This window comes from Azospira inquinata, from assembly GCF_018905915.1.
GTDB classification, from domain to species: Bacteria; Pseudomonadota; Gammaproteobacteria; order Burkholderiales; family Rhodocyclaceae; genus Azospira; species Azospira inquinata.
The window spans coordinates 2,053,993-2,078,703 of the sequence record NZ_CP064782.1; the positions used below are offsets into that span (position 1 = coordinate 2,053,993).

23 protein-coding genes are annotated in these 24,711 nt (G+C 64.3%); 17 read left to right on the top strand and 6 right to left on the bottom strand.

Features of this window, described 5'->3' with window-relative positions; all coding sequences use genetic code 11:
* Positions 1 to 181: 181 nt before the first annotated feature.
* Positions 182 to 532 (top strand): dihydroneopterin aldolase, encoded by a 351-nt coding sequence (locus tag Azoinq_RS09435; protein ID WP_216129704.1) that lies wholly within the window; start codon positions 182 to 184, stop codon positions 530 to 532.
* Between the two features lie 76 nt (positions 533 to 608).
* On the opposite strand, the gene ybaK is transcribed toward Azoinq_RS09435, so the two are convergent.
* Entirely contained in the window at positions 609 to 1,106 is a 498-nt protein-coding gene (ybaK, locus tag Azoinq_RS09440) for a Cys-tRNA(Pro) deacylase (RefSeq protein WP_216129702.1), read from the bottom strand.
* 151 nt (positions 1,107 to 1,257) lie between these two features.
* Between ybaK and Azoinq_RS09445 the strand changes: the two genes are divergently transcribed.
* Positions 1,258 to 1,467, top strand: coding sequence for a DNA gyrase inhibitor YacG (locus tag Azoinq_RS09445; protein WP_216129699.1), 210 nt, complete (start codon positions 1,258 to 1,260; stop codon positions 1,465 to 1,467).
* Between the two features lie 143 nt (positions 1,468 to 1,610).
* Here Azoinq_RS09445 and Azoinq_RS09450 read toward each other — a convergent pair whose 3' ends face one another.
* Together Azoinq_RS09450 and Azoinq_RS09455 are read right to left on the bottom strand one after the other, a co-directional pair.
* Complete coding sequence (locus tag Azoinq_RS09450; RefSeq protein WP_216129697.1) at positions 1,611 to 2,546, bottom strand: Nudix family hydrolase; 936 nt, start codon at positions 2,544 to 2,546, stop codon at positions 1,611 to 1,613.
* Positions 2,546 to 3,436 (bottom strand): ATP-binding protein, encoded by an 891-nt coding sequence (locus Azoinq_RS09455; RefSeq protein WP_216129695.1) that lies wholly within the window; start codon positions 3,434 to 3,436, stop codon positions 2,546 to 2,548. The genes Azoinq_RS09450 and Azoinq_RS09455 overlap by 1 nt, the downstream gene beginning before the upstream one ends.
* A 46-nt stretch (positions 3,437 to 3,482) precedes the next feature.
* Here Azoinq_RS09455 and mltA point away from each other — a divergent pair, with 46 nt between their 5' ends.
* The 7 genes from mltA (at position 3,483) to rfbC (ending at position 12,141) form a co-directional block, all read left to right on the top strand.
* Positions 3,483 to 4,694 (top strand): murein transglycosylase A, encoded by a 1,212-nt coding sequence (mltA, locus tag Azoinq_RS09460; protein ID WP_216129693.1) that lies wholly within the window; start codon positions 3,483 to 3,485, stop codon positions 4,692 to 4,694.
* Positions 4,695 to 4,876: 182 nt separating this feature from the next.
* Positions 4,877 to 6,079, top strand: coding sequence for an ammonium transporter (locus Azoinq_RS09465; RefSeq protein ID WP_216129691.1), 1,203 nt, complete (start codon positions 4,877 to 4,879; stop codon positions 6,077 to 6,079).
* Positions 6,080 to 6,432: 353 nt separating this feature from the next.
* Positions 6,433 to 8,556 carry a methyl-accepting chemotaxis protein gene (locus Azoinq_RS09470; RefSeq protein ID WP_232368450.1) on the top strand — a complete coding sequence of 708 codons (2,124 nt, stop codon included), beginning with the start codon at positions 6,433 to 6,435 and terminating at the stop codon, positions 8,554 to 8,556.
* Between the two features lie 131 nt (positions 8,557 to 8,687).
* On the top strand, positions 8,688 to 9,761 hold the full coding sequence (rfbB, locus tag Azoinq_RS09475; protein ID WP_216129687.1) for a dTDP-glucose 4,6-dehydratase: 1,074 nt from the start codon (positions 8,688 to 8,690) through the stop codon (positions 9,759 to 9,761).
* The gene (gene rfbD / locus Azoinq_RS09480) at positions 9,758 to 10,651 is read left to right on the top strand and encodes a dTDP-4-dehydrorhamnose reductase (RefSeq protein WP_216129685.1); all 894 of its coding nucleotides are present in this window, start codon (positions 9,758 to 9,760) and stop codon (positions 10,649 to 10,651) included. Before rfbB ends, rfbD begins: the two co-directional genes overlap by 4 nt.
* Before the next feature lie 27 nt (positions 10,652 to 10,678).
* Complete coding sequence (rfbA, locus tag Azoinq_RS09485) at positions 10,679 to 11,560, top strand: glucose-1-phosphate thymidylyltransferase RfbA (protein WP_216129683.1); 882 nt, start codon at positions 10,679 to 10,681, stop codon at positions 11,558 to 11,560.
* Positions 11,560 to 12,141, top strand: coding sequence for a dTDP-4-dehydrorhamnose 3,5-epimerase (gene rfbC / locus Azoinq_RS09490; protein WP_216129682.1), 582 nt, complete (start codon positions 11,560 to 11,562; stop codon positions 12,139 to 12,141). The genes rfbA and rfbC overlap by 1 nt, the downstream gene beginning before the upstream one ends.
* Positions 12,142 to 12,246: 105 nt before the next feature.
* On the opposite strand, the gene Azoinq_RS09495 is transcribed toward rfbC, so the two are convergent.
* Positions 12,247 to 12,963 (bottom strand): DsbC family protein, encoded by a 717-nt coding sequence (locus Azoinq_RS09495; protein WP_216129680.1) that lies wholly within the window; start codon positions 12,961 to 12,963, stop codon positions 12,247 to 12,249.
* Between the two features lie 12 nt (positions 12,964 to 12,975).
* Positions 12,976 to 14,133, bottom strand: coding sequence for a UbiH/UbiF family hydroxylase (locus Azoinq_RS09500; protein WP_216129678.1), 1,158 nt, complete (start codon positions 14,131 to 14,133; stop codon positions 12,976 to 12,978).
* A 96-nt stretch (positions 14,134 to 14,229) separates the two neighbouring features.
* Here Azoinq_RS09500 and Azoinq_RS09505 point away from each other — a divergent pair, with 96 nt between their 5' ends.
* The 3 genes from Azoinq_RS09505 (at position 14,230) to Azoinq_RS09515 (ending at position 17,250) form a co-directional block, all read left to right on the top strand.
* Positions 14,230 to 14,583 carry a hypothetical protein gene (locus Azoinq_RS09505; RefSeq protein ID WP_216129676.1) on the top strand — a complete coding sequence of 118 codons (354 nt, stop codon included), beginning with the start codon at positions 14,230 to 14,232 and terminating at the stop codon, positions 14,581 to 14,583.
* A 158-nt stretch (positions 14,584 to 14,741) separates the two neighbouring features.
* Positions 14,742 to 16,958, top strand: coding sequence for a bifunctional acyl-ACP--phospholipid O-acyltransferase/long-chain-fatty-acid--ACP ligase (gene aas / locus Azoinq_RS09510; protein WP_216129674.1), 2,217 nt, complete (start codon positions 14,742 to 14,744; stop codon positions 16,956 to 16,958).
* Positions 16,959 to 17,010: 52 nt separating this feature from the next.
* Positions 17,011 to 17,250 carry a hypothetical protein gene (locus Azoinq_RS09515; protein WP_216129672.1) on the top strand — a complete coding sequence of 80 codons (240 nt, stop codon included), beginning with the start codon at positions 17,011 to 17,013 and terminating at the stop codon, positions 17,248 to 17,250.
* Here Azoinq_RS09515 and Azoinq_RS09520 read toward each other — a convergent pair.
* The gene (locus Azoinq_RS09520) at positions 17,247 to 18,503 is read right to left on the bottom strand and encodes a threonine/serine exporter family protein (protein ID WP_216129670.1); all 1,257 of its coding nucleotides are present in this window, start codon (positions 18,501 to 18,503) and stop codon (positions 17,247 to 17,249) included. The two genes, Azoinq_RS09515 and Azoinq_RS09520, sit on opposite strands and share 4 nt — an antisense overlap.
* 262 nt (positions 18,504 to 18,765) lie before the next feature.
* On the opposite strand from Azoinq_RS09520, the gene ubiA reads away from it, so the two are divergent.
* From ubiA to Azoinq_RS09545, 5 genes are all read left to right on the top strand, one after another.
* Complete coding sequence (gene ubiA, locus Azoinq_RS09525) at positions 18,766 to 19,626, top strand: 4-hydroxybenzoate octaprenyltransferase (RefSeq protein ID WP_232368611.1); 861 nt, start codon at positions 18,766 to 18,768, stop codon at positions 19,624 to 19,626.
* A gap of 50 nt (positions 19,627 to 19,676) precedes the next feature.
* Positions 19,677 to 21,140 (top strand): 4-hydroxy-3-polyprenylbenzoate decarboxylase, encoded by a 1,464-nt coding sequence (gene ubiD, locus Azoinq_RS09530; RefSeq protein ID WP_216129666.1) that lies wholly within the window; start codon positions 19,677 to 19,679, stop codon positions 21,138 to 21,140.
* Positions 21,141 to 21,294: 154 nt separating this feature from the next.
* Complete coding sequence (locus Azoinq_RS09535) at positions 21,295 to 21,984, top strand: sensor histidine kinase (protein ID WP_216129664.1); 690 nt, start codon at positions 21,295 to 21,297, stop codon at positions 21,982 to 21,984.
* Between the two features lie 15 nt (positions 21,985 to 21,999).
* The gene (locus Azoinq_RS09540; RefSeq protein WP_232368451.1) at positions 22,000 to 23,667 is read left to right on the top strand and encodes a tetratricopeptide repeat-containing response regulator; all 1,668 of its coding nucleotides are present in this window, start codon (positions 22,000 to 22,002) and stop codon (positions 23,665 to 23,667) included.
* 25 nt (positions 23,668 to 23,692) lie between these two features.
* Positions 23,693 to 24,610 carry a LysR family transcriptional regulator gene (locus Azoinq_RS09545; protein ID WP_216129662.1) on the top strand — a complete coding sequence of 306 codons (918 nt, stop codon included), beginning with the start codon at positions 23,693 to 23,695 and terminating at the stop codon, positions 24,608 to 24,610.
* The last annotated feature ends 101 nt before the right edge of the window (positions 24,611 to 24,711 follow it).

Sequence of the window (24,711 nt, forward strand, 5' to 3'; positions counted from 1 at the left end):
ACGGGCGCGGGGAGTGGGATGCCTTGAGGTACAATGCGGGCGCACATTGTACCAGCTTGCTCCGGACCGCCCCCAGGGGCGGCCCTCCGAGTCCCTAGAAGGCCCGTAGGACTTGCTGCTTCGCTTATTCCCCTAATTTTTGCCCGGCCCGCCCTGAGGGCGCGCCAGCCCGTTTGCTCCCATGGATATTATTTTTATCGAGGATTTCCGCCTCCAGGCCAATATCGGCATCTATGCCCGGGAGGGCGTGATGGCCCAGACTATCGAACTGTCCCTGCAGATCGGGTTGTCCACGGCCAGCGCGGGGGCCAGCGACGACATCCGGGATACCATCGACTACGCCAAGGTGGTGGAGCGGCTGCGGGGAGAATTGGAGAGCCGCCGCTTCGGCTTGCTGGAAAAGCTGGCGGAATTTGTGGCCACCCTGGTGCTGGAAGAATTCCAGGCTTCCTGGATTCGGGTCTCCGTGGCCAAGCTGGGGATGATCCGGGGCGTGAAAAAAGTCGGGGTCATTATCGAGCGCAACACCTGAGCCCCCCGCCGGCCCTTGGGGGCCGGCATTAGGGCCCACCTGCTGGCGAGGCAGGCGGCCGTAAGGCGCTCAGCCCCTAATGTTCCAGGCCCACGCTGACCAGGGTGGGCTGGATGGCGGCCAGTAGGTCGTGGGGGCGGAGGCCCACCAGATAGCCCCGCTTGCCCCCGTTGATGTAGATCAGGGGCAGATCCAGGATGGTTTTTTCCATATAGACGGGCATGGCCCGCTTGGTGCCGAAAGGGCTGGTGCCGCCCACCATGTAGCCGCTGTGGCGCTGGGCCACCTCGGGTTTGCAGGGGGCCACTTTTTTTACTCCGATCTGCCGGGCCAGTTCCTTGGTGGAAACCTCCCGGTCCCCGTGCATGAGGATGATCAGGGGTTTGGCGTGTTCATCTTCCATAATCAGGGTTTTGACCACCCCGTGTTCCGCCACATTCAACTCCCGGGCGGAGACCTTGGTGCCGCCGTGGTCCTCGTAGGCGTAGAGATGGCTGGAATAGGGCACCTTGTGGCTTTTGAGAAAGCGGGTGGCCGGGGTTTCGGGAAAGTGGTCTTTGTCGAGGTGACTCATGGCAAATGCTCCCGCCGTGCACGAAAAACCCCATTATGGCCAAGAAGACTGGTTCCCGGCTTGATCTTGCGCAGAGCGGGGCTTGTGGGGAGGGGGCCGGGGGCGGGGTAAAATCCCGTTTTTTCGTAATCAGGCAGACAAGGTTGTGATCATGGCCGGTGCCAAAAAAATCCGTTGTCCCCAATGTGGGGGTGAATCCGAGTGGAGTCCCGCCAATCCCTGGCGGCCCTTCTGTAGCGAACGTTGCAAGCTCATCGACCTGGGGGCCTGGGCCAGCGAAAGCTACCGGGTGCCGGTGGCGGAAGCGGACGGGGGCCAGGAGGATGGGGAATTCGGGGGCACGCCCCCCACCTTGAACTAGGTGGGCAGGGGCGGGTCTTTCCGGACCCAGGGCCTTAAGGGGCGGGGATCGCCATGGGGCTTCCCCGTTTCCCTACCATTCATGGATGGGGCTTTTCCCCCCCCTCCCGGCTCCCGGGCTTGCCCGCCGTCTGGATCGTTTGCTTACCAGCCCCGCATCAACCCTACCCCCTGGGCGCCCCGTTCCTTGGCGGGGATCGCCATGTCCGGGCGCATGCCCCCCAGGGCATAGACGGGCAGGGGAGAATCCTGGACCAGGGCGGCGAAGCGCTCCCAGCCTAAGCCTTCCGCCTGGGGATGGGAGGGGGTGGGGAGTACCGGCCCCAGCACGGCAAAATCCAGATCTAGTTCGGCAGCCCGGGCCAGCTCGGCTTCGCTATGGCAGGAGGCGGCGACCCAGGGGAAATCCGGCCGGGCGGACAAGCCCGCCAGGGTGGTGCTGGTGCAATGGAGGCCATCCGCCCCCACCAGCCTGGCTAAGGCCTCGTCGTCGTTGATCAGCACCTTGGCCCCCTGGGCGTGGGCCAGATCCACCACCTTCTGGGCGAAACTGGCCCGCACTTCCGGGGGCAGCCCCTTGTCCCGCACCTGAATGAGCCGCAAGGTGCCCTGGCAGGCCCGTTCCAGGCGGGCCAGTTCGGCTTCCACCCCCCGTTCTTCCGCCAGGGTCAGGGCGTAGTGATCCGGCAAAGCCAGACCCTTGAGGATGGGCCCATTGGCGGGCAGCAGGGGGGCGACGCCCGGTTCCTCGCCCGCGGCCACCCACTGGAAGGCGGCGTGTTCCAGGGGGCGAATGTCCCCTTCCCAGGCGGTGATGCGGAAAAATTTCAGATGCACGTCCGCGTGGGGGTAGGTGTAGCGCTTGGTAATCCAGGGCCAGGCCCGGGTGACGTGGATGCCCAGTTCTTCTTCCAGTTCCCGGACCAGGGCCTGGCGGGCCGTTTCCCCAGGCTCCAGCTTGCCCCCGGGAAATTCCCAGAAGCCAGCGCAGACCTTGCCTTCCGGCCGCTGGGCCAGGAGAAATTCCCGGCCGCCCCGGCGCAGCAGGACGGCGGCGGCCACTTCCACGATCTTGCCCATCAGCGCTTGCCCTCTTTTCCCAGGGCCAGGGCACCGGCGTAATCCCGGGCGAACTGCCAGGCCACCCGGCCACTGCGGGAGCCCCGGGAAAGGGCCCAGTTGAGGGCTTCCCGCTCCGCGTCAGCGATGGTGGCGGCGTCGCAGCCAAAGCTCTTCAGCCAGTGGTTGGCTACCCGCAGGTAGTCGTCCTGGCTGAAGGGGTAGAAGGAGAGCCAGAGGCCGAAGCGTTCCGAGAGGGAGACCTTTTCTTCCACCGCTTCCCCCGGGTGAATTTCTTCGCCCACCTTGGCCCCTTCCAGATTTTCCGCGTAATACTCGGGCAGCAGGTGGCGCCGGTTGGAGGTGGCGTAAATGATCACATTGTCCGGCACGCTGGTGACCGAGCCGTCCAGCACCGATTTGAGGGCCTTGTAGGCGGCTTCATTGGCCTCGAAGGACAGGTCATCGCAAAAGACGATGTAGTGTTCCGGGCGGGCCGCCACCAGATCCACGATGTCCGCCAGATCCACTAGGTCGCTCTTGTCCACCTCGATGAGGCGCAGGCCCTTCTTGGCGTATTCGTTGAGCAGGGCTTTCACCAGAGAAGATTTGCCGCAGCCCCGGGCCCCGGTGAGCAGTACGTTGTTGGCGGGCTGGCCGGCGAGAAACTGGCGGGTGTTGGCTTCCACCCGGCGCTTTTGCTCGTCGATGTCCTTCAGGTCCCGCAGGCGGATGGGATGGGGCTTGGGCACGGCCTGGAGATAGCCCCGGCCGTTACGCTTGCGCCAGCGGTAAGCCGGTGCCTTCCAGTTGATTTCGGAAGGGGGTGGGGGCAGCAGGGGTTCCAGTTGGGAAAGAAGTTTTTCGGCATGGGCCAGAAATTGGTCGAGCCGTTGTAAAGGGTCGCTCATGGGGTTGCCGGTATACTGAAAGAAAGCATCGAACCTTAGCCCAATCATGAAAAAACGCCAATTAACCTTTGCTGCCCTGATGTCTTTGTCCCTAGCCGCCTTGCTGGCGGGCTGCGCCGGTACGGGGCCCAAGGAAGTTCCCGCCGGTTGTCCCGTGTGCCCCGCCCCTACCGGGGAAAAGGAGGTCACCGCTCCTCCCGCCAAGCCGCTCCAGGCGGCCCGTTGGGAAGATATTCCGGGCTGGGGCCAGGATGATCTGTCCGCGGCCCTGCCCGCCTTTTTGTCCAGCTGCCGGGGTCTGGCTGGGCGCAAGGAATGGCCGTTATGGCGGCCTGCCTGTGACGAGGCCCGTAGCCTGAATCCCCAGGACGGGGCGGCCCTGCGGCGCTTTTTTGAAAGCCGCTTTACCCCTTATCAGGTGGTCAATCCGGACGGTAGTCGGGAGGGCCTGATTACGGGCTATTACGAGCCCCTGCTCCACGGCAGCCGCAAGGCGGAAGGGGCTTACCGCTATCCCCTGCTCAGGGTGCCCAAGGATCTGATTACCGTGGATTTGAGCGCCGTTTACCCGGAACTCAAGCATCTGCGCCTGCGGGGTCGACTCCAGGGCAACCGGGTGGTGCCCTACTGGTCCCGGGAAGAAATGGCCCGGCGCATGGACCAGTATCAGGCCCTGCTCTGGGTGGATGACCCCATTGAACTCTTTTTCCTGCAAATCCAGGGTTCGGGCCGGGTCCAGCTGCCTGACGGTAGCCTGGTGCGGGTTGGCTACGGGGACCAGAACGGACGCCCCTTCCAGCCCATTGGCCGGGTGCTGGTGGAACGGGGAGAACTGAAGCCGGATCAGGTCAGCATGCAATCCATCCAGGCCTGGACCCGGGCTAATCAGGGCCAGCCGGGTAAGGTGGCCTCGGTGTTGAATCAGGACCCCAGCTACGTATTTTTCAAGGAACTGAATCTGCCCCCTGGGGACGGCCCGGTGGGCGCCCTGGGGGTTCCCCTCACGGCAGAACGCAGTCTGGCCGTGGATCCCCGCACCGTGCCCCTGGGGGCCCCGGTGTTCCTTTCCGCCACCTATCCCAATTCCCCCCGGCCCCTGCAACGGCTAATGCTGGCCCAGGACACGGGGGGCGCCATCCGGGGACCGGTGCGGGGAGATTTTTTCTGGGGCTTCGGCAGTGGGGCGGGTAATCAGGCCGGCAAAATGAAACAGCGGGGCCAGCTCTGGGTCTTTTTGCCCCCCGGCCTGGGAGGGTGATGGCGCTTTTGGTGCGTAGGCACAACATTGAGGCAAATTGCACGACTATGGTGCGTATTTGAAGATTAAGGCCTGTTTTGGTGCGTTGATAGGAACGGCGTTTCCCTAACTCTATGATTTATCGCATATAGAGGCCGGGAACGCTGTTTGCTTAAGTGGTGCGATCTTTTTCGGGAGGCACCATGGAAGTTCTTAAGTCCGCATCGGACACCCTTTTTGTGCTGCTGGGCGCCATCATGGTGCTTGCCATGCATGCTGGCTTTGCCTTTTTGGAACTGGGCACGGTCCGGAAGAAAAACCAGGTGAATGCCCTGGTGAAAATCATGACCGACTTTGCCGTTTCCACCCTGGCCTATTTTTTCATTGGCTACGGGGTGGCCTACGGGGTGCATTTTTTCACCGCCGCCGACATTCTGGCCCAGCACAACGGCTTTGAACTGACCAAGTTCTTTTTCCTCTTAACCTTTGCCGCCGCCATCCCCGCCATCATTTCCGGGGGCATTGCGGAGCGGGCCAAATTCCATCCCCAACTGGCGGCCACCTTCGCCCTGGTGGGGGGGGTCTATCCCCTCTTTGAAGGCATTGCCTGGAATCACGCTTTTGGTATCCAGGCCTGGCTGCAAGCCACTTTCGGCGCCGAATTCCACGATTTCGCCGGTTCCGTGGTGGTCCATGCCATGGGGGGCTGGATCGCCCTGCCCGCCGTGCTCATCCTGGGCGCCCGCCGGGGCCGCTATTCCAAGGATGGGCGTATCGCCTCCCATCCCCCTTCATCCATTCCTTTCCTGGCCCTGGGCGCCTGGATTCTGGCGGTGGGCTGGTTCGGCTTCAACGTAATGAGCGCCCAGACCCTGGACAAAATTTCCGGCCTGGTGGCTTTGAACTCCCTCATGGCCATGGTGGGGGGCATCGTTACTGCCACCCTGGTGGGTAAGAATGACCCGGGCTTTGTCCATAACGGCCCTCTGGCCGGGCTGGTGGCGGTCTGCGCGGGTTCTGACCTGATGCATCCCCTAGGCGCCCTGGTGACCGGCGGGGTCGCCGGTGCACTGTTTGTGGTTATGTTCACCCTGACCCAGAACCGCTGGAAAATTGACGACGTGCTGGGGGTGTGGCCCCTCCACGGCCTGTGTGGGGCCTGGGGTGGTCTGGCTGCGGGGATTTTCGGCGCCAAGGCCCTGGGTGGCCTGGGGGGCGTGGCCTTCGGCTCCCAGCTGGTGGCTACGGGCCTGGCCATTCTCATTGCCCTGGCCGGGGGCTCCCTGGTTTACGGGGCTCTGAAGCTGGCCGTGGGTATCCGTCTCGATCCGGAGGATGAATATAACGGCGCGGACCTGGCGATCCATAAGATCAGTGCCACCCCGGAGCGGGAAAGCCTGAGCTAGTCCAAGGGGCTGCCCTACAAGCCTTGTAGGGCCCTCCATCAGCAAAGCCCGGCAGATGCCGGGCTTTGTGTTTGTAGCCGTCGGTCAGCGCCTTGGCTTTCCGCTTAAGTGGCGGGATTGCTTTTCCCTCATGTCGGCCCATGGGCTCCAGGAAAAAGCTGAAGGTTCCCCGGCTATTTCTTCAGAGGTGGCCTCGATGGCGCACTGTTATGGTGCTTATCCCTAGCCATAGGGACGGCTTATACCGCCTCCGGCATAATAAATATAAAGAAATCAATGGCTGGCACTGTAAGTGCTATAGCTAGCTCATAAATAAAGCAAATACGGAGAGCACGATGTTGAAAAGTCCGAGGATGAATTTGTCTGCCTCTGAGACGCGGTGGCTGCCCTGGCTGGGCAGAACAGGCAAGCTGGCCATGGGCTGGGCAACCTTCCTGAACCGGGACCGTTATGGGGATCTGGAAGGTACGTTCGAAGGGTTTGGCGCCACCCGGGTGCGCATTCTTCAGTCCTGGGCGGAAATGCGCTGGAGCCAGCTGGCCAGTCTGGCCGGGGAACTGGCGGAAAGCTTTCCTACCGTGCCCCATCAGCGCCTGGTGGAAAAAATGGCCGCAGCCCGGGATTTCTCCGAAATTTTTCTAGTGTCTCCCGCCGGCGAAGTGCTGGACTCCACCCAGCCAGGGCGCTCCGGCGCCCACGTGACGGAAAGCCGGGCCCTGGCGGCGGGCCTGCAAAAGCCCTTTCTCCATGGCCCCTATGTGGATGGGGTGACTGCCTCCCTGCCGCCGTCCACCTCCCGTTTCCACGATGCCGTGACCCTGATGTTCTATCAGCCTCTGGTGCGCAACGGCCAGGTGCTGGGGGCGGTCTGCGGCCGGGTGCCCAACGATGTGCTGGGGGATCTGATCCAACGGGAAGCGGGGCACATTTTCCATGAATCGGGGGACAACTACCTGTTCATGGTGAAGTCCAACTTCGATCCCAATGTGCAGCCGGGCACCGCCCTGTCCCGCTCCCGCTTCGAAGACGACACCTTTTCCCTGGGAGACAACCTGAAGCAGGGGGTGCGCACCGCCTGGGGCACTGTGCGGGTGCAGCAGCACACGGAATTCGAGCTGATTTTCAACGACCCGGCCACCGGCCAGCTTCACCCCGGGGTGCGGGAAACCATCCGCAAGGGGGAAAACCTTTTCGTCACCTACCCGGGCTATTCGGATTATCGCCATGTGCCGGTGATTGGCCGGGGGGTGACCTTCAGCTTGCCCGGCTCCCCCGACGTGTGGGGCATGATGTGCGAAGCGGATTTGGAAGAGGTCTATCGCTTCCGGGGCATCGGCTATGGCCTGCAACGCCTGTACTGGATGGTGGTGGTGCTGGCCTGGGGCCTGGGGGTAGGAATTCAGGAGGCGTTGGGCCTCACCGGCCTGCCCGCCCGCTTTTGCGAATTGCTTCTGGTGGGATGCGGCGCCTTCGCCTTCAACCGCTTTGGTATCCGTCCCCTGTCCCGCCGCCTGCGGGCGACCGCCGGGGTACTCCGCTCCATCGCCGAGGGCAATGGCAATCTGAGTCAGCGCCTGCCCAAGGGGAGCGGCAGTAGCGACGAGACCACGGTGATCTCCCAATGGACCAACAGCTTTATCGACAATCTGGAACAGATCATCGGCCGGGTCATCCAGACCTCCCGGGAAATCGGCGCCACTAATGCGGCCTTACAAGAAAAGACCCGGATGACCGGCCAGGCCACGGCCAATATGGCTGAAGAAATGCAGGCCACCCAGGAATCCCTCAAGGCCCAGATGGCGGAAATCGACGCCGCCAACGAAAAGGTGGAAGCCATGCGGGAAGCGGTCCATGTGGTGACGGCGGATACTCGTAAGCAGTTCGCGCTGGTCCAGTCCCGCAGTTCCGGCATTCTCGCCTCCGTGGGCACCGCCACCCAGACCATCAGGGAGCTGGAAAGCAGCACGGCGGAAATCGGTCGCATTGTGACGGTGATCGACGAAATCGCCAGCCAGACCAATCTCCTGGCCCTGAACGCCGCCATTGAGGCGGCCCGGGCCGGGGAGGCGGGGCGGGGCTTTGCCGTGGTGGCGGACGAAGTGCGCAAGCTGGCCGAGCGCACCGCCAATTCCACCAAAGAAATCGCCGACATGATCGGCGCCGTGCAAAGTCGGGCGGAAGAGGCGGTGACCAGCATGGATACGGGTATGTCCAACCTAGAAGAAGGCCTGAAACTGACCACGGAAGCGGCCACGGACAAGCGGGAAATTCAGGACATTCTGGAACGTCTCTTTGCCACCATCGACCAGCTGGAAGCGGCCACCCACGCCACCGGCACCCGGGTGGAAGAAATCGCCGGGGCCGCCCAGGCGGTGAAGCAATCGGTGGACGAAACCGGCCGCAGCACGGACATGACCGCCAGCGCCGCCAAGAGCCTGAATCAGCTGGTCAGCCAATTTACTGTGTCGGTGGCGTAACACCGGGCTGGAAACGGGGTGTCATCGGGCGGCTCCTGGGGGAGCCGCCTTTTTTCTGCCCATGGAGAGAGAATCGGCTTGGGAGCCGTCAGGCCCTATAATTCCCCCATTATTTTTCGGTGATTTATCCCATGACCATTCTGGTGACCGGCGGTGCCGGCTTTATCGGCAGCAATTTTGTCCTGGACTGGCTGGCCGCAGGCGATGAGCCGGTGGTCAATCTGGATAAGCTGACCTACGCGGGCAATCTGGAAAACCTCGCCTCCCTGGAAGGGGATGCCCGGCACACCTTTGTGCAGGGAGACATCGGGGACCAGGCCTTGGTGGAACGTCTGTTGGCCCAGCACCAGCCCCGGGCGGTGGTCCATTTCGCCGCCGAGTCCCACGTGGATCGTTCCATCCACGGGCCCGGGGAATTTATGCGTACCAATGTGACGGGGACCTTCACCCTGCTGGAGGCGGCCCGCCAGTATTGGTCTGGCCTGACGGGAGCCGCCCGGGAGCAATTCCGCTTCCACCATGTATCCACGGATGAGGTCTATGGCAGCCTGACGCCGGAGGCGCCGCCTTTCCGGGAGCAGGATGCTTACGCCCCTAACAGCCCCTATTCGGCCAGCAAGGCGGCTTCCGACCATCTGGTGCGGGCCTGGCACCATACCTATGGCCTGCCCGTGACCACCAGCAACTGTTCCAACAACTACGGCCCTTATCACTTTCCGGAAAAGCTCATTCCCCTGGTCATCACCCGGGCCCTGGCCGGCCAGCCCCTGCCCATCTACGGGGATGGCCAGCAGGTGCGGGATTGGCTCTACGTGGGGGACCATTGCCGGGCCATCCGCTGCATTCTGGAAAAGGGGCAGCCCGGGGAGGTGTACAACGTGGGGGGCTGGAACGAAATGGCCAATCTGACCATTGTGCAGACCCTCTGTCAGCTGCTGGACGAGCTGGCTCCCAGTAATGCCGGTCCCTATGCCCGGCTGATCCAGTTCGTGACGGACCGGCCTGGCCATGACCGGCGCTATGCCATTGATGCCCGTAAAATCGAACGGGAACTGGGCTGGCGGCCGGAGGAAACCTTCGCCACCGGCATTCGCAAGACGGTGACCTGGTATCTGGCCCATCAGGACTGGGTGAGCCATGTGCAGACTGGGGCCTATCGGGAATGGTTGTCCCGGAACTACGCTGGGCGGGAGAGCCGGGCGTGAAAATCCTGCTCCTGGGCAAAAACGGCCAGGTGGGCTGGGAACTGCAACGTTCCCTGGCGTCCCTGGGGGAGGTAGTGGCCCTGGATCGGCACAGCCGGGACTGGTGTGGCGATCTGGAAAATCTGGACGGACTGGCGGACACGGTGCGGGGTCTGGCGCCCCGGGTGATCGTGAATGCGGCGGCTTATACGGCGGTGGATCGGGCGGAGCTGGACGGGGGGGAACTGGCCCAACGCCTCAACGCCCAGGCCCCCGCCGTGCTGGCCCGGGAAGCCAAGGCCCTGGGGGCCTGGCTCATTCATTACTCCACCGACTATGTGTTCGATGGCCAGGGGGGGGCTCCCTGGCGTGAGGAGGCGTTGCCCGCGCCTCTCAATACTTATGGGGTCACCAAGCTGGCCGGGGACCGGGCTATCCAGGAAAGCGGTGCGGCCCATTTAATCTTCCGTGCCAGCTGGGTCTACGGGGCGCGGGGGGATAATTTCATTACCACCATGCTGCGTCTGGCTCGGGAGCGGGAGCGGCTGACCGTCATCGACGATCAGGTGGGGGCGCCCACAGGCGCCGAACTCCTGGCGGATGTGACCGCCCAGGCCTTGGCCCAGGCCCTGGTTCGGCCCGAGCTGGCCGGGCTCTATCATCTGGCCGCCGCCGGGGAGACCTCCTGGTACGGCTATGCCTGCCGAATCATTGATTGGGCCCGGGCCTGGGGGGAACCCCTGGAGGTTAGGGAGGTGGAGCCCATTCCCTCTTCCGCCTATCCCCTGCCGGCCCGACGGCCTGCCAATTCCCGCTTGGCGACGGAAAAATTGCGCCGCAGTTTCGGCTTGACCCTGCCCCCCTGGGAAGTGGGAGTGGAGCGGACCCTGCGGGAAATGTTAGGACATTAGGGGCGCGGCCCCTGGACAAGGAAAACCATGACGCAACGACGGGGCATCATTCTCGCGGGAGGTTCGGGTACCCGGCTTTATCCGGCCACCCTGGCGGTTTCCAAACAGCTTCTGCCCATCTACGACAAGCCCATGATCTATTACCCCCTGAGCACCCTGATGCTGGCGGGGATACGGGATATTCTGGTGATTTCCACCCCCCAGGACACCCCCCGTTTTACCCAGCTCCTGGGGGATGGGAGTCGTTGGGGCCTCAACCTTCAATACGCGGTTCAGCCCAGTCCGGATGGCCTGGCCCAGGCCTTTGTCCTCGGGGCGGATTTCATCGGCCAGGGGCCCAGTGCCCTGGTCCTGGGAGACAATATTTTCCACGGCAACGATCTGGCGTCGATGGTCCAGGGGGCGGCGGACCAGCCCAGGGGCGCCACCGTTTTTGCCTATCCGGTGACGGATCCGGAGCGTTACGGGGTAGTGGAATTCGACGCCAACTTTCACGCCCTATCCATTGAGGAAAAACCGGCCCACCCCAAGTCCCGTTACGCGGTAACCGGCCTTTACTTCTACGATGACCAGGTGGTGGATATTGCCCGCCGCATCCGTCCTTCCGCCCGGGGGGAGTTGGAAATTACGGACGTGAATCGGGCCTACCTGGAGCGGGGCCAGCTCAATGTGCAGATCATGGGCCGGGGCTACGCCTGGTTGGATACGGGGACCCATGATTCCCTATTGGAAGCAGGCCAGTTCATCGCCACCCTGGAACGGCGCCAGGGCCTGAAAGTGGCTTGTTTGGAAGAAATTGCCTGGCGCCAGGGCTGGGTGGATGATGCCCATCTGGCGGCCTTGGCCGAGCCTTTGGCGAAGAATGCCTATGGCCTGTATTTACAAGCCTTGTTGCAGGAGAAAGCCTAATGGAAGCGAGGCCTTTGCGTATTCCGGAGGTGTTGCTGCTGGAACCCCGGGTTTTTGGGGATGAGCGGGGATTCTTTTTCGAAAGCTACAACCAACGGGAGTTTGCCGCCCTTCTCGGCGAAACCGTGGCGTTTGTGCAGGACAACCATTCCCGGAGCAGCAAGGGGGTCTTGCGGGGCTTGCATTACCAAATCCAGCATCCCCAAGGGAAGCTGGTGCGGGTGGTCCAGGGGGAAGTCTTCGATGTGGCGGTGGATATTCGCCCGAGTTCCCCCACTTTCGGGCAATGGGCGGGGGCGACCCTGACCGCGGAAAACAAACAGCAGCTCTGGATTCCCCCCGGTTTTGCCCATGGCTTTTCCGTTCTCAGCGAGAGCGCGGAATTTCTCTACAAGACCACCGATTACTGGTTCCCCCAGTTTGAGCGCTGCATCGCCTGGAACGATCCGGATCTGGCCGTGGAATGGCCTTTGGGCTCGGTGGCCCCAATCATCTCCGCCAAAGACGCCCAGGGGATGTCTTTCCGTGATGCCTGTCGGGAATTGGTAGCCCTGGGAGCGAACGAGCCGGGGGTGGCCTAAAGACAGGGGCCCAAATGCCTTGCGAGCTAACAAAAAAGCCGGAGCTTGTGACTCCGGCTTTTTCTTGTCCCCTAACTGGGTTTGGGGACTGGGGTTTGTGGTCGCTCAGTGGCCCTGCTGGGCCAGTTTTTCTTCGATTTTTGCTAGGGGCACGGCACCCGGGATGCGTTCCCCGTTACTGAAGAACAGGGTGGGGGTGCCGGTCACATTGAGGCGACGGCCCAGGGCCAGGGATTTTTGTACGGCGCTGGTGTCGCAGTCGCTGCGGCCGCCGGGCACCCGGCCTTCCGCCATGACCGTGTTCCAGGCCTTGGCCCGGTCCGGGGCGCACCACACCTGTTTGGCTTTTTCCATGGAATCGGCGGCCAGGATGGGGAAGAGGAAGGTGTAGATGGTGACGTTGTCCAGATGCACCATGTCCTTGGCCAGCCGCTTGCAGTAGCCGCAGTTGGGGTCTTCAAAGGTGACCAGGGTGCGCTTGCCGTTGCCGTGCACCTGCTTCACCGCCAGCTCCAGGGGCAGTTCGGAGAACTTGATGGCGGAAAGCTTGGACATGCGGTTGCTGGTGACGTTCTGCATGGTCTTGGCGTCGATCAGGGGGCCCAGGAGCAGCACGCTGACCTTGGCGTCCGTATAGAGAATCTGGCCTTCCGCATAGACCTCGTAGAGGCCCAGGTAGGGGGTTTTAGTAACGCTATCCACCTTGGCGCCGATTTTGCCTTCCACGGTCTTGCGGATGGTGGCGGCTTCGTCGGCCAGGGCGGGCAGGGCCAGGATGGTCAGGCCGAGGAGGGCCGGCAGCCACTTTTTCAACTTCAGCATGGATTACTCCGATCAGGATTCGAGGGCGTAGCGTATCAGGCTACTCTTTACCGGGGTGAGCCGGTTGACCCAGCCCAGTCCCAGGTTACGTAGGGTTTTCAAGCCGGGCACGTCTTCCCGGAAGAGGCGGCGCAGGCCGTCGGTGGCGCTTTGCAACAGGGTCACTTCTTCCTTCCTGGCGCGCCGGTAGCGGGCCAGGAAGCGCTCCTCGCCAATGTCCTGCCAGGCCGGGGCGGCGGCTAGCAGGGCAGCCAGGGTCTGGGCATCCCGGTAGCCCAGGTTGATGCCGTGGCCGGACAGGGGATGGATGCCGTGGGCCGCATCCCCGATCAGAGCCAGACGGGGGGCCACCGGCTGGGGCACCCGCATGAGCTTGAGAGCGAAGGTGGCGGGAGGAGTGAGAAGTTCCAGGGCTCCCAGGGTACCATTGCCGGCGGCGGCCACCCGGTGGCAGAAGTCTTCCGGGGGCAGGGCCAGCAATTCCTTGGCCTGGGCGTCCGGGGTGGACCAGACGATGGACATCCGATTTCCGGGCAGGGGCAGGTAGGCCAGCACCCCGTCCCGGCGGAACCACTGGGAGGCCGTATCCCGGTGGGGCTGGGCGGTGGTGAAATTGGCCACCACCCCCATTTCCCCGTAGGGGCTGTAATGGGCCGCCAGACCGGCCCGGTTGCGCACCCAGGATTCCCGACCATCGGCCCCCACCAGGAGCCTAGCTTCCAGACGGCGACCGTCCGTCAGTTCCAGATGGGCGGCGTCCGGGGTGAAATCCAGGGCGGCGGGGCTGGCCGGGCAAAAGAGTTCCACATTGCCCTGGCGCTTGACGTTTTCCCACAGCTCCAGGGCCATGAGGGAAGATTCCATGATCCAGGCCAGTTCTTCTACCCCGGTGTCGTAGGCGGAAAGGTCCAGACGGCCGCCCTCGTCCCCATAAACTTCCATGGCCCGGACCGGGGCATAGCGGGCCGGGTCCAGATGCTTCCATACCCCGATGTCGGCGAGAAAGCGGGCATTGGCCGGGCTGATGGCGTAGACACGGGCATCCCAGCCCGCCGGACGATGGGGCGCTTTGGCTTCCACCAGGGCGATTTTCAGGGGGGTGTCCCGCAGGGCGCAGGCGAGGGATAGGCCGGCGAGGCCGCCGCCCACGATCACTACATCGAAATTCATGGCTAGGCTCCAGTTCGGGGGCGATTGTGCCTGCCCGGGGGAGGGAGTACAAGCCGGGCCGTTGTCATTTTGCCCCGGCCCGTGTAAGAAAGGCCCATGCCTGACGCCCTGCGCTACTTTCCCGCCGTTTGCCGTTCCCTGCACCATTCCCCCGTGGATGCCCTGGTGGCCCTGGGGGTGCCCCGGGACGAGTGCCTGGATCTGGTGACCAGCAGCTGGGGCGGCTCGGAAGACCGGGCCCTGCTGGCCTGGATCGACGGGGGCCGGCCTGTGGCCGCCCTGGCCCGGCCCGGTGGCCTGTGGGCGGCCTGCAACGCCTATCTGGAATACGCCAGCCCGGACCCGGGAGAAGCGGCCCGGCGCCTGGCCAAGGTGTTAAAGCGGGGGCGGCGGGGTTGGGTCGGCCGGATCGGGGCGTCCCAGCTGGCGCCGGAGGGGGAAGGGGCTTAAGCCGCCGAAGGCGGGCCATGCTGCCGTCCTCACCCCAGTGGGCGGTCCCCGGCCCCCTGGCGGAGAATGAAGCGGGGCGGGCCTTGCCCGGCAGTTGAAAATTCCCGGTAAACGCGGGTTTTGGGGCCTTTTGGCAGGAATGCTATAGTCCCGCCCCTATGGCGATCCACTCCTTCCGTTCCTTCCTGCGGCGTTTCGCCCGGCCCTTTCTCCGCCCCATTTTCCGGGTGCTGTTCCGCGTCCGGGTGGAGGGGGAAATTCCCCCGGTCTGGCCCGAGCGCCTGCTGGTGGTGGCCAACCACGAATCCTTTCTGGACGGCCCCCTGCTCGGCCTTTTCCTGCCCCTGGACCCGGTCTATGTGATCCACACGGACATCGCCCGCTCCTGGTATTTCCGCATTCTGCTGTCCGTGGTGGATTACCTGGTGGTGGATCCGGCCAATCCCATGGCCATGAAACAGGTGATCCATCTGATCCGCAGCGGCCGCCCGGTGGTGATTTTCCCGGAAGGGCGCATTACCCTTACCGGCAGCCTGATGAAGGTCTATGACGGCCCCGCCCTGGTGGCGGCCAAGACCGGGGCGGCGATTCTGCCGGTGCGCCTGGACGGCACCGCCCGCAGCTATTTCGCCCGCCTGTCCGGACGCAATCCCAAGCGGGTCTTCCCCCGCATTACCCTCACCCTTCTGCCCCTTACCTCCCTGCCCCAGCCCCACGGGGACAGCTCCCGTCAGCGCCGCTTCCACGAGGGGGAGGCCCTGCGCCGCCTGATGCAGGAAATGCTCTTCGCCTCCCGGCCCCGGCTCACCCTGTTCGGCGCCTTCTGCCGCACCATGGATATCCACGGGCGGCGGCGCAAGGTGGTGGAAGATCAGCAGGGGGCCAATCTCTCCTACCAGGGCTTGCTGAAAATGAGCCTGATGCTGGGCCGTCTCCTGGCCCGGCGCACCGCCCCCGGGGAACGGGTGGGGGTGCTGCTGCCCAATGTGGCGCCCACCCTGGGGCTATTCCTCGGGCTCCCCGCCATGGGCCGGGTGCCCGCCATGCTCAATTACAGCGCCGGCCGGGAAGGGCTCCAGGTGGCCTGCCAGGCCGCCGCCATCCGCCTCATCGTTACCTCCCGCCGTTTCCTCGCCGCCGCCCACTTGGAGGAAACCGCTGCCGCTCTCACCGGGGTGACTTTCCTCTATCTGGAAGACCTGCGCCAGGAACTGCGCTGGTACGACCTGCCCTGGCTCTACGGCTTCGCCCTGTGGTGGCCCCGCTGTGCCGTCAATCGGGCCCGGGGGGAAGACCCGGCGGTGGTGCTGTTCACCTCCGGTTCCGAGGGCCGCCCCAAGGGGGTGGAACTGTCCCACGGGGCCCTGCTGGCCAATATCGCCCAGATCCGCTCCGTCTATGACGTGTCGGTGGACGACCATTTCCTTAACGCTCTGCCCCTCTTCCATGCCCTGGGGCTCACCGCCGGTGGACTGCTGCCCCTTCTGGCCGGTTGCCGGGTGTTCCTCTACCCCTCCCCCCTCCATTACCGGGTGATCCCGGAACTGGCCTATGACCGGGGCTGCACCGTGCTGCTGGGCACCAGCACCTTCCTTGGCCACTACGCCAAATTTGCCCATCCCTACGATTTTTACCGGCTGCGTTACGTGGTGGCCGGGGGGGAAAGGCTCACCGAGCCGGTGCGCCAGGTGTGGATGGACAAATTCGGCCTGCGCATCATGGAAGGCTACGGCACCACGGAAACCGCGCCGGTGATTGCGGTCAATGCCCCCATGGCTTACCGCCGGGGCAGCGTGGGCCAGCCCCTGCCGGGCATCAAGCTCCGTCTTCTACCCGTGCCCGGTATCGACCAGGGGGGGCGGCTCCAGGTGAGCGGCCCCAATGTGATGAGCGGCTATCTGCGGGCAGAAGCCCCCGGCGTGCTGGAACCTCCCGTTTCCCCGGCGGGGCCGGGCTGGTACGACACTGGGGATATTGCCGAACTGGACGAGGACGGTTTTGTCTTCATCCGGGGCCGGGTCAAGCGCTTTGCCAAGGTGGCGGGGGAAATGGTGTCCCTGGACCGGGCCGAGGCCCTAGCCGCCGCCGCCGCGCCCCAGGCCCTCCACGCCGTGCTGGCCGAAGAGGTGCCCGGCCGGGGCGAAGCCCTGGTGCTCTACACCACGGACCCGGACCTGAGCCGGGAGCGGCTTGCCGCTTCAGCCCGGGCCGGGGGCTTCCCGGAAATCGCCATTCCCCGCCGGGTGGTGTGGCGGGAAAGCCTGCCCCTCATGGCCACGGGCAAGGTGGATTACGTGACCCTGGCCCGCCAGGCGGGCGCCACTGCGCCTGTGCCTTCTGCCCCCGATACGGTCTCCGAGCCCGTCGCCGTTTGATTTTTCCCCGGAGGCATTGATTGCCTCCATGACCTATTTTACTGGAGTTCCCATGAAACTGCCGAATCTGGGCAAGCTGCTTCTCATCGTCCTGGGCGTTTTTCTCATGGTGGCCGGTGCCGCCAGTCTGGTGCTGGGCTTTTCCGCCATGAGCGGAACCAAGGTCGCCCAGGGCTTTCAGGTGCTGGTCCTGTCCCTGGGGCTGTTCGCCATGGGGGCCTTCCTCATCTGGGAATGCCTGCGCACCAAGCCCCTGGATCGGCCGGATCAGGAGCCCGGAGAACCGGTCTAACCCCGACCCGTGTAGCCCCGTTCCCGGCGGCTGGCCTTTTCGCTGAGAAAGCGGGAAACGGCCAGACCCATGCCCATGGTGACCACCACAAAGGCGGCCTGGACCCCGGTGCCCAGGGCGGCCAGTACCGATCCCTCGTTAAAGCGCACCAGGGTTTCGAAGGTATAAACCCCGGGCACCATCATGATTACGGCGGGCACGGTGAGGGTGATGCGGGGTTCCGCCAGGCGGCGCAGGAGCAGGGAAACCAAGAGGCCCACCACCAGGGCGCCGAGAAAGGTGGCCAGGGGCAGGCTCACGCCCCCGTCCCGCAGCCACAGGCGCAGGCCGTTGCCGATGATGGCCAGCAGGCCCACAAAGAGCGCATCCAGGAAGGATTCGTTGAAGAGCAGGGCAAAGCCGCAGGCCCCCACAAAACTGGCCAGGACCCGGGCCCCGGTCAGGGCCCCCAGGGAGAGTTGGGGCGGCGGCGCCGTATCCAGGGTGATACCGGCCAGAGCAATGACCGCCGCCAGGCCCAGGGCTGCCATGAACAAGAGCATGAGCACATGGACCAGACGGGCCAGGGCGATGTTGGTCTCCTGGCGCAGTAGGTCCAGGGCGGCGGAGACCATGGGAAAGCCGGGCACCAGGAAGAGCACGGCGGAAACGAAGCCGGCGCTGTGCCGGGTCTGGCTATCCACCCCCAGTAGCACCAACAGCTGGGCCAGCACCACATAGAGTCCGGAGGCGGCCAGGCCGCACAGGGTATAGATGGCGTAGGGGCTCAGATGGCGGCGGTGGAGCAGGCTGCGCAGGCCCTGGCCCACGGCGGCGGCCAGGGCGGCGGCGGAAATTTCCGTGGCGCCGCCCCCGTTGAGAAAGGCGAAGGCGCCGCAGGCGGCCCCGGTGGTCAGGCTGATGAGCAGGGGGCCGTGGAGGCGCCGGGCACTACTGACCCGGTCGAGAAAACCATGGACCGTGGCCGCATCCAGATGGGGCGGGGTGTGCAGGACAAAATGCTGGAGCTTTTTCAATTCCCGGCTATCCACCCCGGGGGCGCCGATTTCCCGCACCAGGGTGACCCGCTCCTCCCCCCGGCGGGCGGTGGCCACCAGACAGCGCAGGTCCATCTTCATATGCAAGCTGTCGATGCCCAGGGCCGGGGCCAGGTGCAGCATGGCCTCCCGGGTGCGATAGGCGGTACTGCCCGCTTGGAGAAATTGTTCGCCGAAGCGGAGCAGGGCGTGGATACTTTCGTGGAGGGCATCCATGGAGAGGAGATCCTTAAGCAGAGGGGATGGGGGCCAGTCCCCGGGGGGCGCCGGTCAAGGCTTTCGGCGTGCCGGGGACTGTGGCCCGATCCCAGTTTTTTGGCAAGTCGGCGCCCCCTGTCCGGTGGCCGGGGGTGGGCCGACTTGTCACCGGCGGCCCGGAGGCTTTCTAATAGCGGCCTTTCCTTCATATTTCGGGAGCGTGAACGGCGTGAGTACGACGGCAACCTGGCGAGAGCGGATTGATGCCTACGAAAAGCTGATGCGGCTGGATAAGCCCATCGGCACCCTGCTGCTGCTGTGGCCCACCCTCTGGGCCCTGTGGTTTTCTTCCCTGGGCCAGCCGGACTGGCGGGTGGTGTGGATTTTCGTCCTGGGCACCTTTCTCATGCGCTCCGCCGGCTGTGTTATCAATGACTACGCCGACCGGCATTTCGACCGGCACGTCCATCGCACCAAAGACCGGCCCCTGACGGCGGGCCGGGTGACGGAAAAGGAAGCCCTGACCCTGTTCGTCTTCCTCTGTCTGGTGTCCCTGGTCCTGATCCTGCCCCTGAAAAATATTCTGGTGCTGGAACTGTCCCTGGTGGGGGCCTTCCTGGCCGCCTCCTATCCCTTCACCAAGCGCTTTTTCGCCATTCCCCAGGCCTATCTGGGCATCGCCTTCGGCTTTGGCATTCCCATGGCCTACGCCGCCCAGATGGATGCTCTGCCCCGGGACGCCTGGCTCCTGCTCCTGGCCAATATTTTCTGGTCCGTGGCCTACGACACCGAATACGCCATCGTGGACCGGCCCTACGACCTGAAAATCGGCATCAAAACCTCCGCCATCACCTTTGGCCGCTACGATGTGGCGGCCATCATGGCTTGCTACGTGGCGACCCTGGGCCTGATCGGCTGGGTGGGTTACGGGCTGCTGCGGGGCCCCTGGTTTTTCGCCGGGCTGGCGGTGGCTGCCGGTATGGCGGTCTACCATTACTTCCTGATCCGCAAACGGGATCTGGACAAGTGCTTCCAGGCCTTCATGCACAATAACTGGCTGGGGGGCGCCATTTTTGTGGGCATTGTCCTGGATTTCCTCTTTCGCCCCTTTGGCCCCAGCCTGGGCCTGCCCCTGCACTGAGTCTCCTGCTCCCGGCCCGGGAGTCCGCCTTTTCCCGAAAGTAGCCCACCATGAAATACCACGACCTGCGCGACTTCATTGCCCAACTGGAAAGCCTGGGGGAATTGAAGCGGGTGGGGGTGCCCGTCAGCCCCCATCTGGAAATGACCGAAATCTGTGACCGGGTGCTGCGCCGGTCTGGTCCTGCCGTGCTCTTTGAACATCCCACGGGCTACGACATCCCCGTGCTCGCCAATTTGTTCGGCACCCCCCGCCGGGTGGCCCTGGGCATGGGGGAGGAATCGGTGACAGCCCTGCGGGAGGTGGGCAAACTCCTGGCCTACCTGAAGGAACCGGAGCCGCCCAAGGGCCTTAAAGACGCCTGGGAAAAGCTGCCGGTGTTGAAGCAGGTGCTCAACATGGCTCCCAAGAAGGTTTCCTCCGCCCCCTGCCAGGAAGTGGTGTGGGAGGGGAAGGATGTGGATCTGTCCCGTCTGCCCATCCAGCACTGCTGGCCCGGGGACGTGGCGCCCCTGATTACCTGGGGCCTGGTGGTGACCCGGGGGCCGAACAAAAATCGGCAGAATCTGGGTATCTACCGCCAGCAGCTCCTGGGGCCCAACAAGCTCATCATGCGCTGGCTGGCCCACCGGGGCGGGGCCCTGGATTTCCGCGACCATTGTCAGGCCCATCCGGGGGAACCCTTCCCCGTGGCGGTGGCCCTGGGGGCCGATCCGGCCACCATTCTGGGGGCCGTCACCCCGGTGCCGGACAGCCTGTCCGAATACCAATTTGCCGGGCTTTTGCGGGGCGCCAAGACCGAGCTGACCCAATGCCTGGGCAGCGACCTTCAGGTGCCCGCCCGGGCCGAGATTGTGCTGGAAGGGGTGATTCATCCGGAAGAAACGGCGGTGGAAGGCCCCTACGGCGACCACACCGGCTATTACAACGAACAGGCCTCCTTCCCCGTGTTTACGGTGGAACGCATCACCATGCGGCAGAACCCCATCTACCACAGCACCTACACGGGCAAACCCCCGGATGAGCCAGCGGCGCTGGGGGTGGCCCTGAACGAAGTGTTCGTGCCCCTGCTGCAAAAGCAGTTCACCGAAATCAGCGATTTCTACCTGCCCCCCGAGGGCTGTTCCTACCGGTTGGCGGTGGTGAGCATCAAAAAACAGTATCCGGGCCACGCCAAGCGGGTGATGTTCGGCATCTGGAGCTTCCTGCGCCAATTCATGTACACCAAGTTCATTATCGTGGTGGATGACGATGTGAATATCCGGGAATGGAAGGAAGTGATCTGGGCCCTGACCACCCGGGTGGATGCCACCCGGGACACCACCCTGGTGGACAACACCCCCATCGACTATCTGGATTTCGCCAGCCCGGTGGTAGGCCTGGGGTCCAAGATGGGCATCGACGCCACCAACAAATGGCCCGGGGAAACGGCCCGGGAATGGGGGCGGCCCATCGTCATGGACCCGGCGGTGAAGGCCCGGGTGGACGACCTGTGGCAGGATCTCGGTCTGTGAGCCTTTATCCACGCGCCTAAGCGTGGAGTCCCCCAGCCCGGCCCCGGCCTGTAAGGCGGACGGGCCCGGAGGGGGCTATGACTTTTGTTGTAAGGGGCGGTCCATGCCACAATGGGCCCCTTATCGCTAAACATGGTGACTGGGAGCCCCCTGAATGGATAGCAAGGAACCCACCCCGGATTTGTCGGCCTTTCTGGTCTCGGCGGTCCATGACATGAAAAATTCCATCAGCGTCCTGGTGGACCGGATGGAAAAGCTCCTCGACGAGGCGGACCCGGATCGCCCGGAATACGCCGATCTCACCCACATGATGTACGAGACCAAGCGGATCAACGGCAACCTGATCCAGCTCCTGGCCCTCTACAAGCTGGGCAACCACCTTTATCCCTTTGCCCCGGAAGACTGGGTGGTGGGGGAATTCCTGGAGGAGGTGCTGTCCCAGCACCATCCCCTGTTCCGTTTTAAGCACATCAGTGTGACCCAGGAGGTGCCGGAGGAGCTGGTCTGGCCCTTTGACGGGGATCTGGTGGGGGGCATTCTGAGCCACGCCTTAAACAACGCTAGCCACTACACCCGCAGCCGGGTACGCCTCACGGCCCAAAGCGGCCCGGAAGGGCTGGAACTGCGGGTGGAGGACGATGGCCAGGGCTATCCCCAGCGCATGTTGGACGAAGGGGTGGCCGCCATGCAGGGAGTGGATTTCCAGGGGGGCAGCACGGGCCTGGGCCTTTATTTCGCCGCCATGGCCGCCCGCCTGCATCGCAACAAGGGGCGGCACGGCACCATTCGTCTGGAAAACGGCGGCGCCTGGGGGGGCGGCTGTTTCGTCCTGACCCTGCCTTGAGGGAGAGCCTGGATCGTGAGTAACGCTGCGGAAAACAGCTTCGAGAACAAGAGTTTCCTGGTGGTGGATGACTTCCAGGGCATGCGTACCGTGCTGCGGGACATTCTCCGCTCCATGGGCGTCAATCCCCGTTCCATTTACACCGCCGCCAATGGCCAGGAGGCTATCAATTTCCTTGCCCAGACCCATTTCGACGGGGTGCTCTGCGACTACAACCTGGGCACGGGTAAAAACGGCCAGCAGGTGCTGGAAGAAGCCAAGGTGCGGGATCTGGTGGGGCCGGGCTGCGCCTGGATCCTCATTTCGGCGGAAAAGACCGCCGACATCGTCATGGGGGCGGTGGAATTCCAGCCTGACGCCTATCTCATCAAGCCCATCACGGAAGGGGCCTTGCGCCTGCGCCTGGAAAAAATCTGGGCGCGTAAATCCGCCTTCGGGGAAATCGACCGGGCCGTGGCCGCCCACGATTACCTGCGGGCGGCCCGGCTCTGCGACGAGCGCCTGGCGGTGGATCGGGTGAATCGGAACGAACTGCGCCGCATCAAGTGCCAGCTCCTGCTCCAGGCCGAGGACTATGCCCAGGTGCGCAGCCTCTGTGACGAGGTGCTGGCGGAACGGGATCTGCCCTGGGCCCAGCTGGGTCTGGCCCGCTGCCTTTTTGCCGCCGGTGATCTGGACGGCGCCCGGCGCGGTCTGGAAGCCCTGGTGGCGGAAAACCGGGCCTATCTGGAAGCCTACGACTGGCTGGCCAAGGTGCTCTCCGAACAGGGGGATCTGGCCGGGGCCGCCGGGGTGCTGGAAAACGCGGCCCGCCTGTCCCCCAACTCGGTGCTGCGCCAGAAAACCCTGGGGGAAGTGGCTTTGCAGATGGGGGAACCGGACAAGGCGGAAAAGGCCTTCCGCAAAAGCGTCTCCCTGGGGGAAAACTCCGTCTTCAAGACCGCCGACGCCTACCTGGGCCTGGCCAAGTCCTGTAGCGCCCAGGACCGGCCCCAAGAGGCCCTCCAGGTGCTGGGCACGGTGACTAAGCAATTCGATGACCCCACGGTAAAAATGAAAACCCTGGCCACGGAAGGCATGGTGCACCACAAGGCCGGGGACCCCATTGCCGCCCGCAAAGCCGCCCAGGCCCTGAGCGCCGCCATCCAGGAAAGCGGCGGCCAGGTGGGTAGCGGGGATGCGGTGGAAATGGCCGAACTTATGCTGGTCACCGGGGAAAAGGACCAGGCCGTGGCCCTGCTGCAAAACGAGGTGCGCAACAACCCGGAAGACAGCCGCCTCCTTTCCCGGGTGCAGCAGGTGTTCGAGGCCGGGGCCATGGGGGAAGAGGGCAGCGCCCTGGTGGAAGCCTCCCGCAAGGAAGCCCTGGAACTGATGAACCAGGGCGTGCTCCTGGCCAAGGACGGCAAGCTGGAAGAAGCCCTGGGGGCCATGCGGGCTGCCTGCGAACGTCTGCCGGGCAACGTCCGGGTACTCTTCAATTTCTCCCACCTGGCCCTGGCCTACGCTCGGAAAAACACCGCCGATCCGGCCCTGCTGGAAGAAATCCGCCAGCGTCTGGAAACGGCCCACCGCCTGTCCCCGGGGGAAAAGCGCTACGGCACCCTGGTGACCCAGTTGCAGGCATTGACCCACAGCGGCGGAAGTGGGGACGCCACCCCGGTTGCGGCGCCCCCAAGATAGGGGGAGCCCGGCATAGAATGGCGCCATGCGCCTCCATGCCAAAACCCTCCATTACTTCGACAGCATCCGCCGCTGCGGCTCCATCCGGGAAGCGGCCCGCCAGCTCCATGTGGCTTCCTCGGCGGTGAATCGCCAGTTGCTGGAACTGGAAGACCAGCTGGGCACCCCCCTGTTTGACCGTCTGCCCGGGGGGCTGCGCCTCACCGCCGCCGGGGAAATCGTCGCCCGCCACGTCATTTCCGTGCTCCAGGACGCCCGCCGGGTGGAAGGGGAGCTGGAAGCCCTGCGGGGCATTCGCCGGGGGGAAGTGACCGTGGCGGCGGTGGAAGGGGTGACTTCGGACCTGCTCCCCGCTGTGTTGCTCCAGATGCACCAGCGTTACCCCGGGGTGCGGGTGGAAACCCGCTCCATGGGCTCCGTGGCCATGACGGCGGCGGTGGCCCGGGGGGAGGCGGACGTGGCCCTGGGCTACTCCCTGCCCCCCGATCCCCAACTCCAGTGTTTGGCCTCCGGCCGCTTCGGCATTGGCGCCGTGCTGCGCCCCGACCATCCCCTGGCCGGCAGCGCTCCCCTGGCCTTTAAGGACTGCCTGCCCTATCCCCTCATCCTGGCCGACCCGGAACTCTCCCTCCACAGCCTCATGGCTCCCCTGTTCCAGCGCTACCAGGGCCAGATGGAGGTGCTCACCACCACCAATTCCATCGAACTCATGAAGCGTCTGGCGGAACGGGGCCTGGGCATTGCCTTCCAGACCTGCATCGGCCTGGAACGGGAATTGGCAGAAGGCCGCCTCTGCCACCGCCTGCTCAGCGACCGCCAACTGGCCTCCAGCGACCTGGGCGCCTACGTCCGCACCGGCCGCAGCCTTCCCCCCGCCTTGGATGCCTTTATCCGGACGGTGGGGGAAGAGTTGGGGAAGCGGGGAAATCCCCCTGGAGCGTGACGGGGGCTGCATCGGCATTGGGAAACATCGACGGATGCGGCGGCCCCGCTGTCTTCTGCTGCGGGGAAGGTAATAGGCCGAAGCCCGGCGCTATGGGTGGC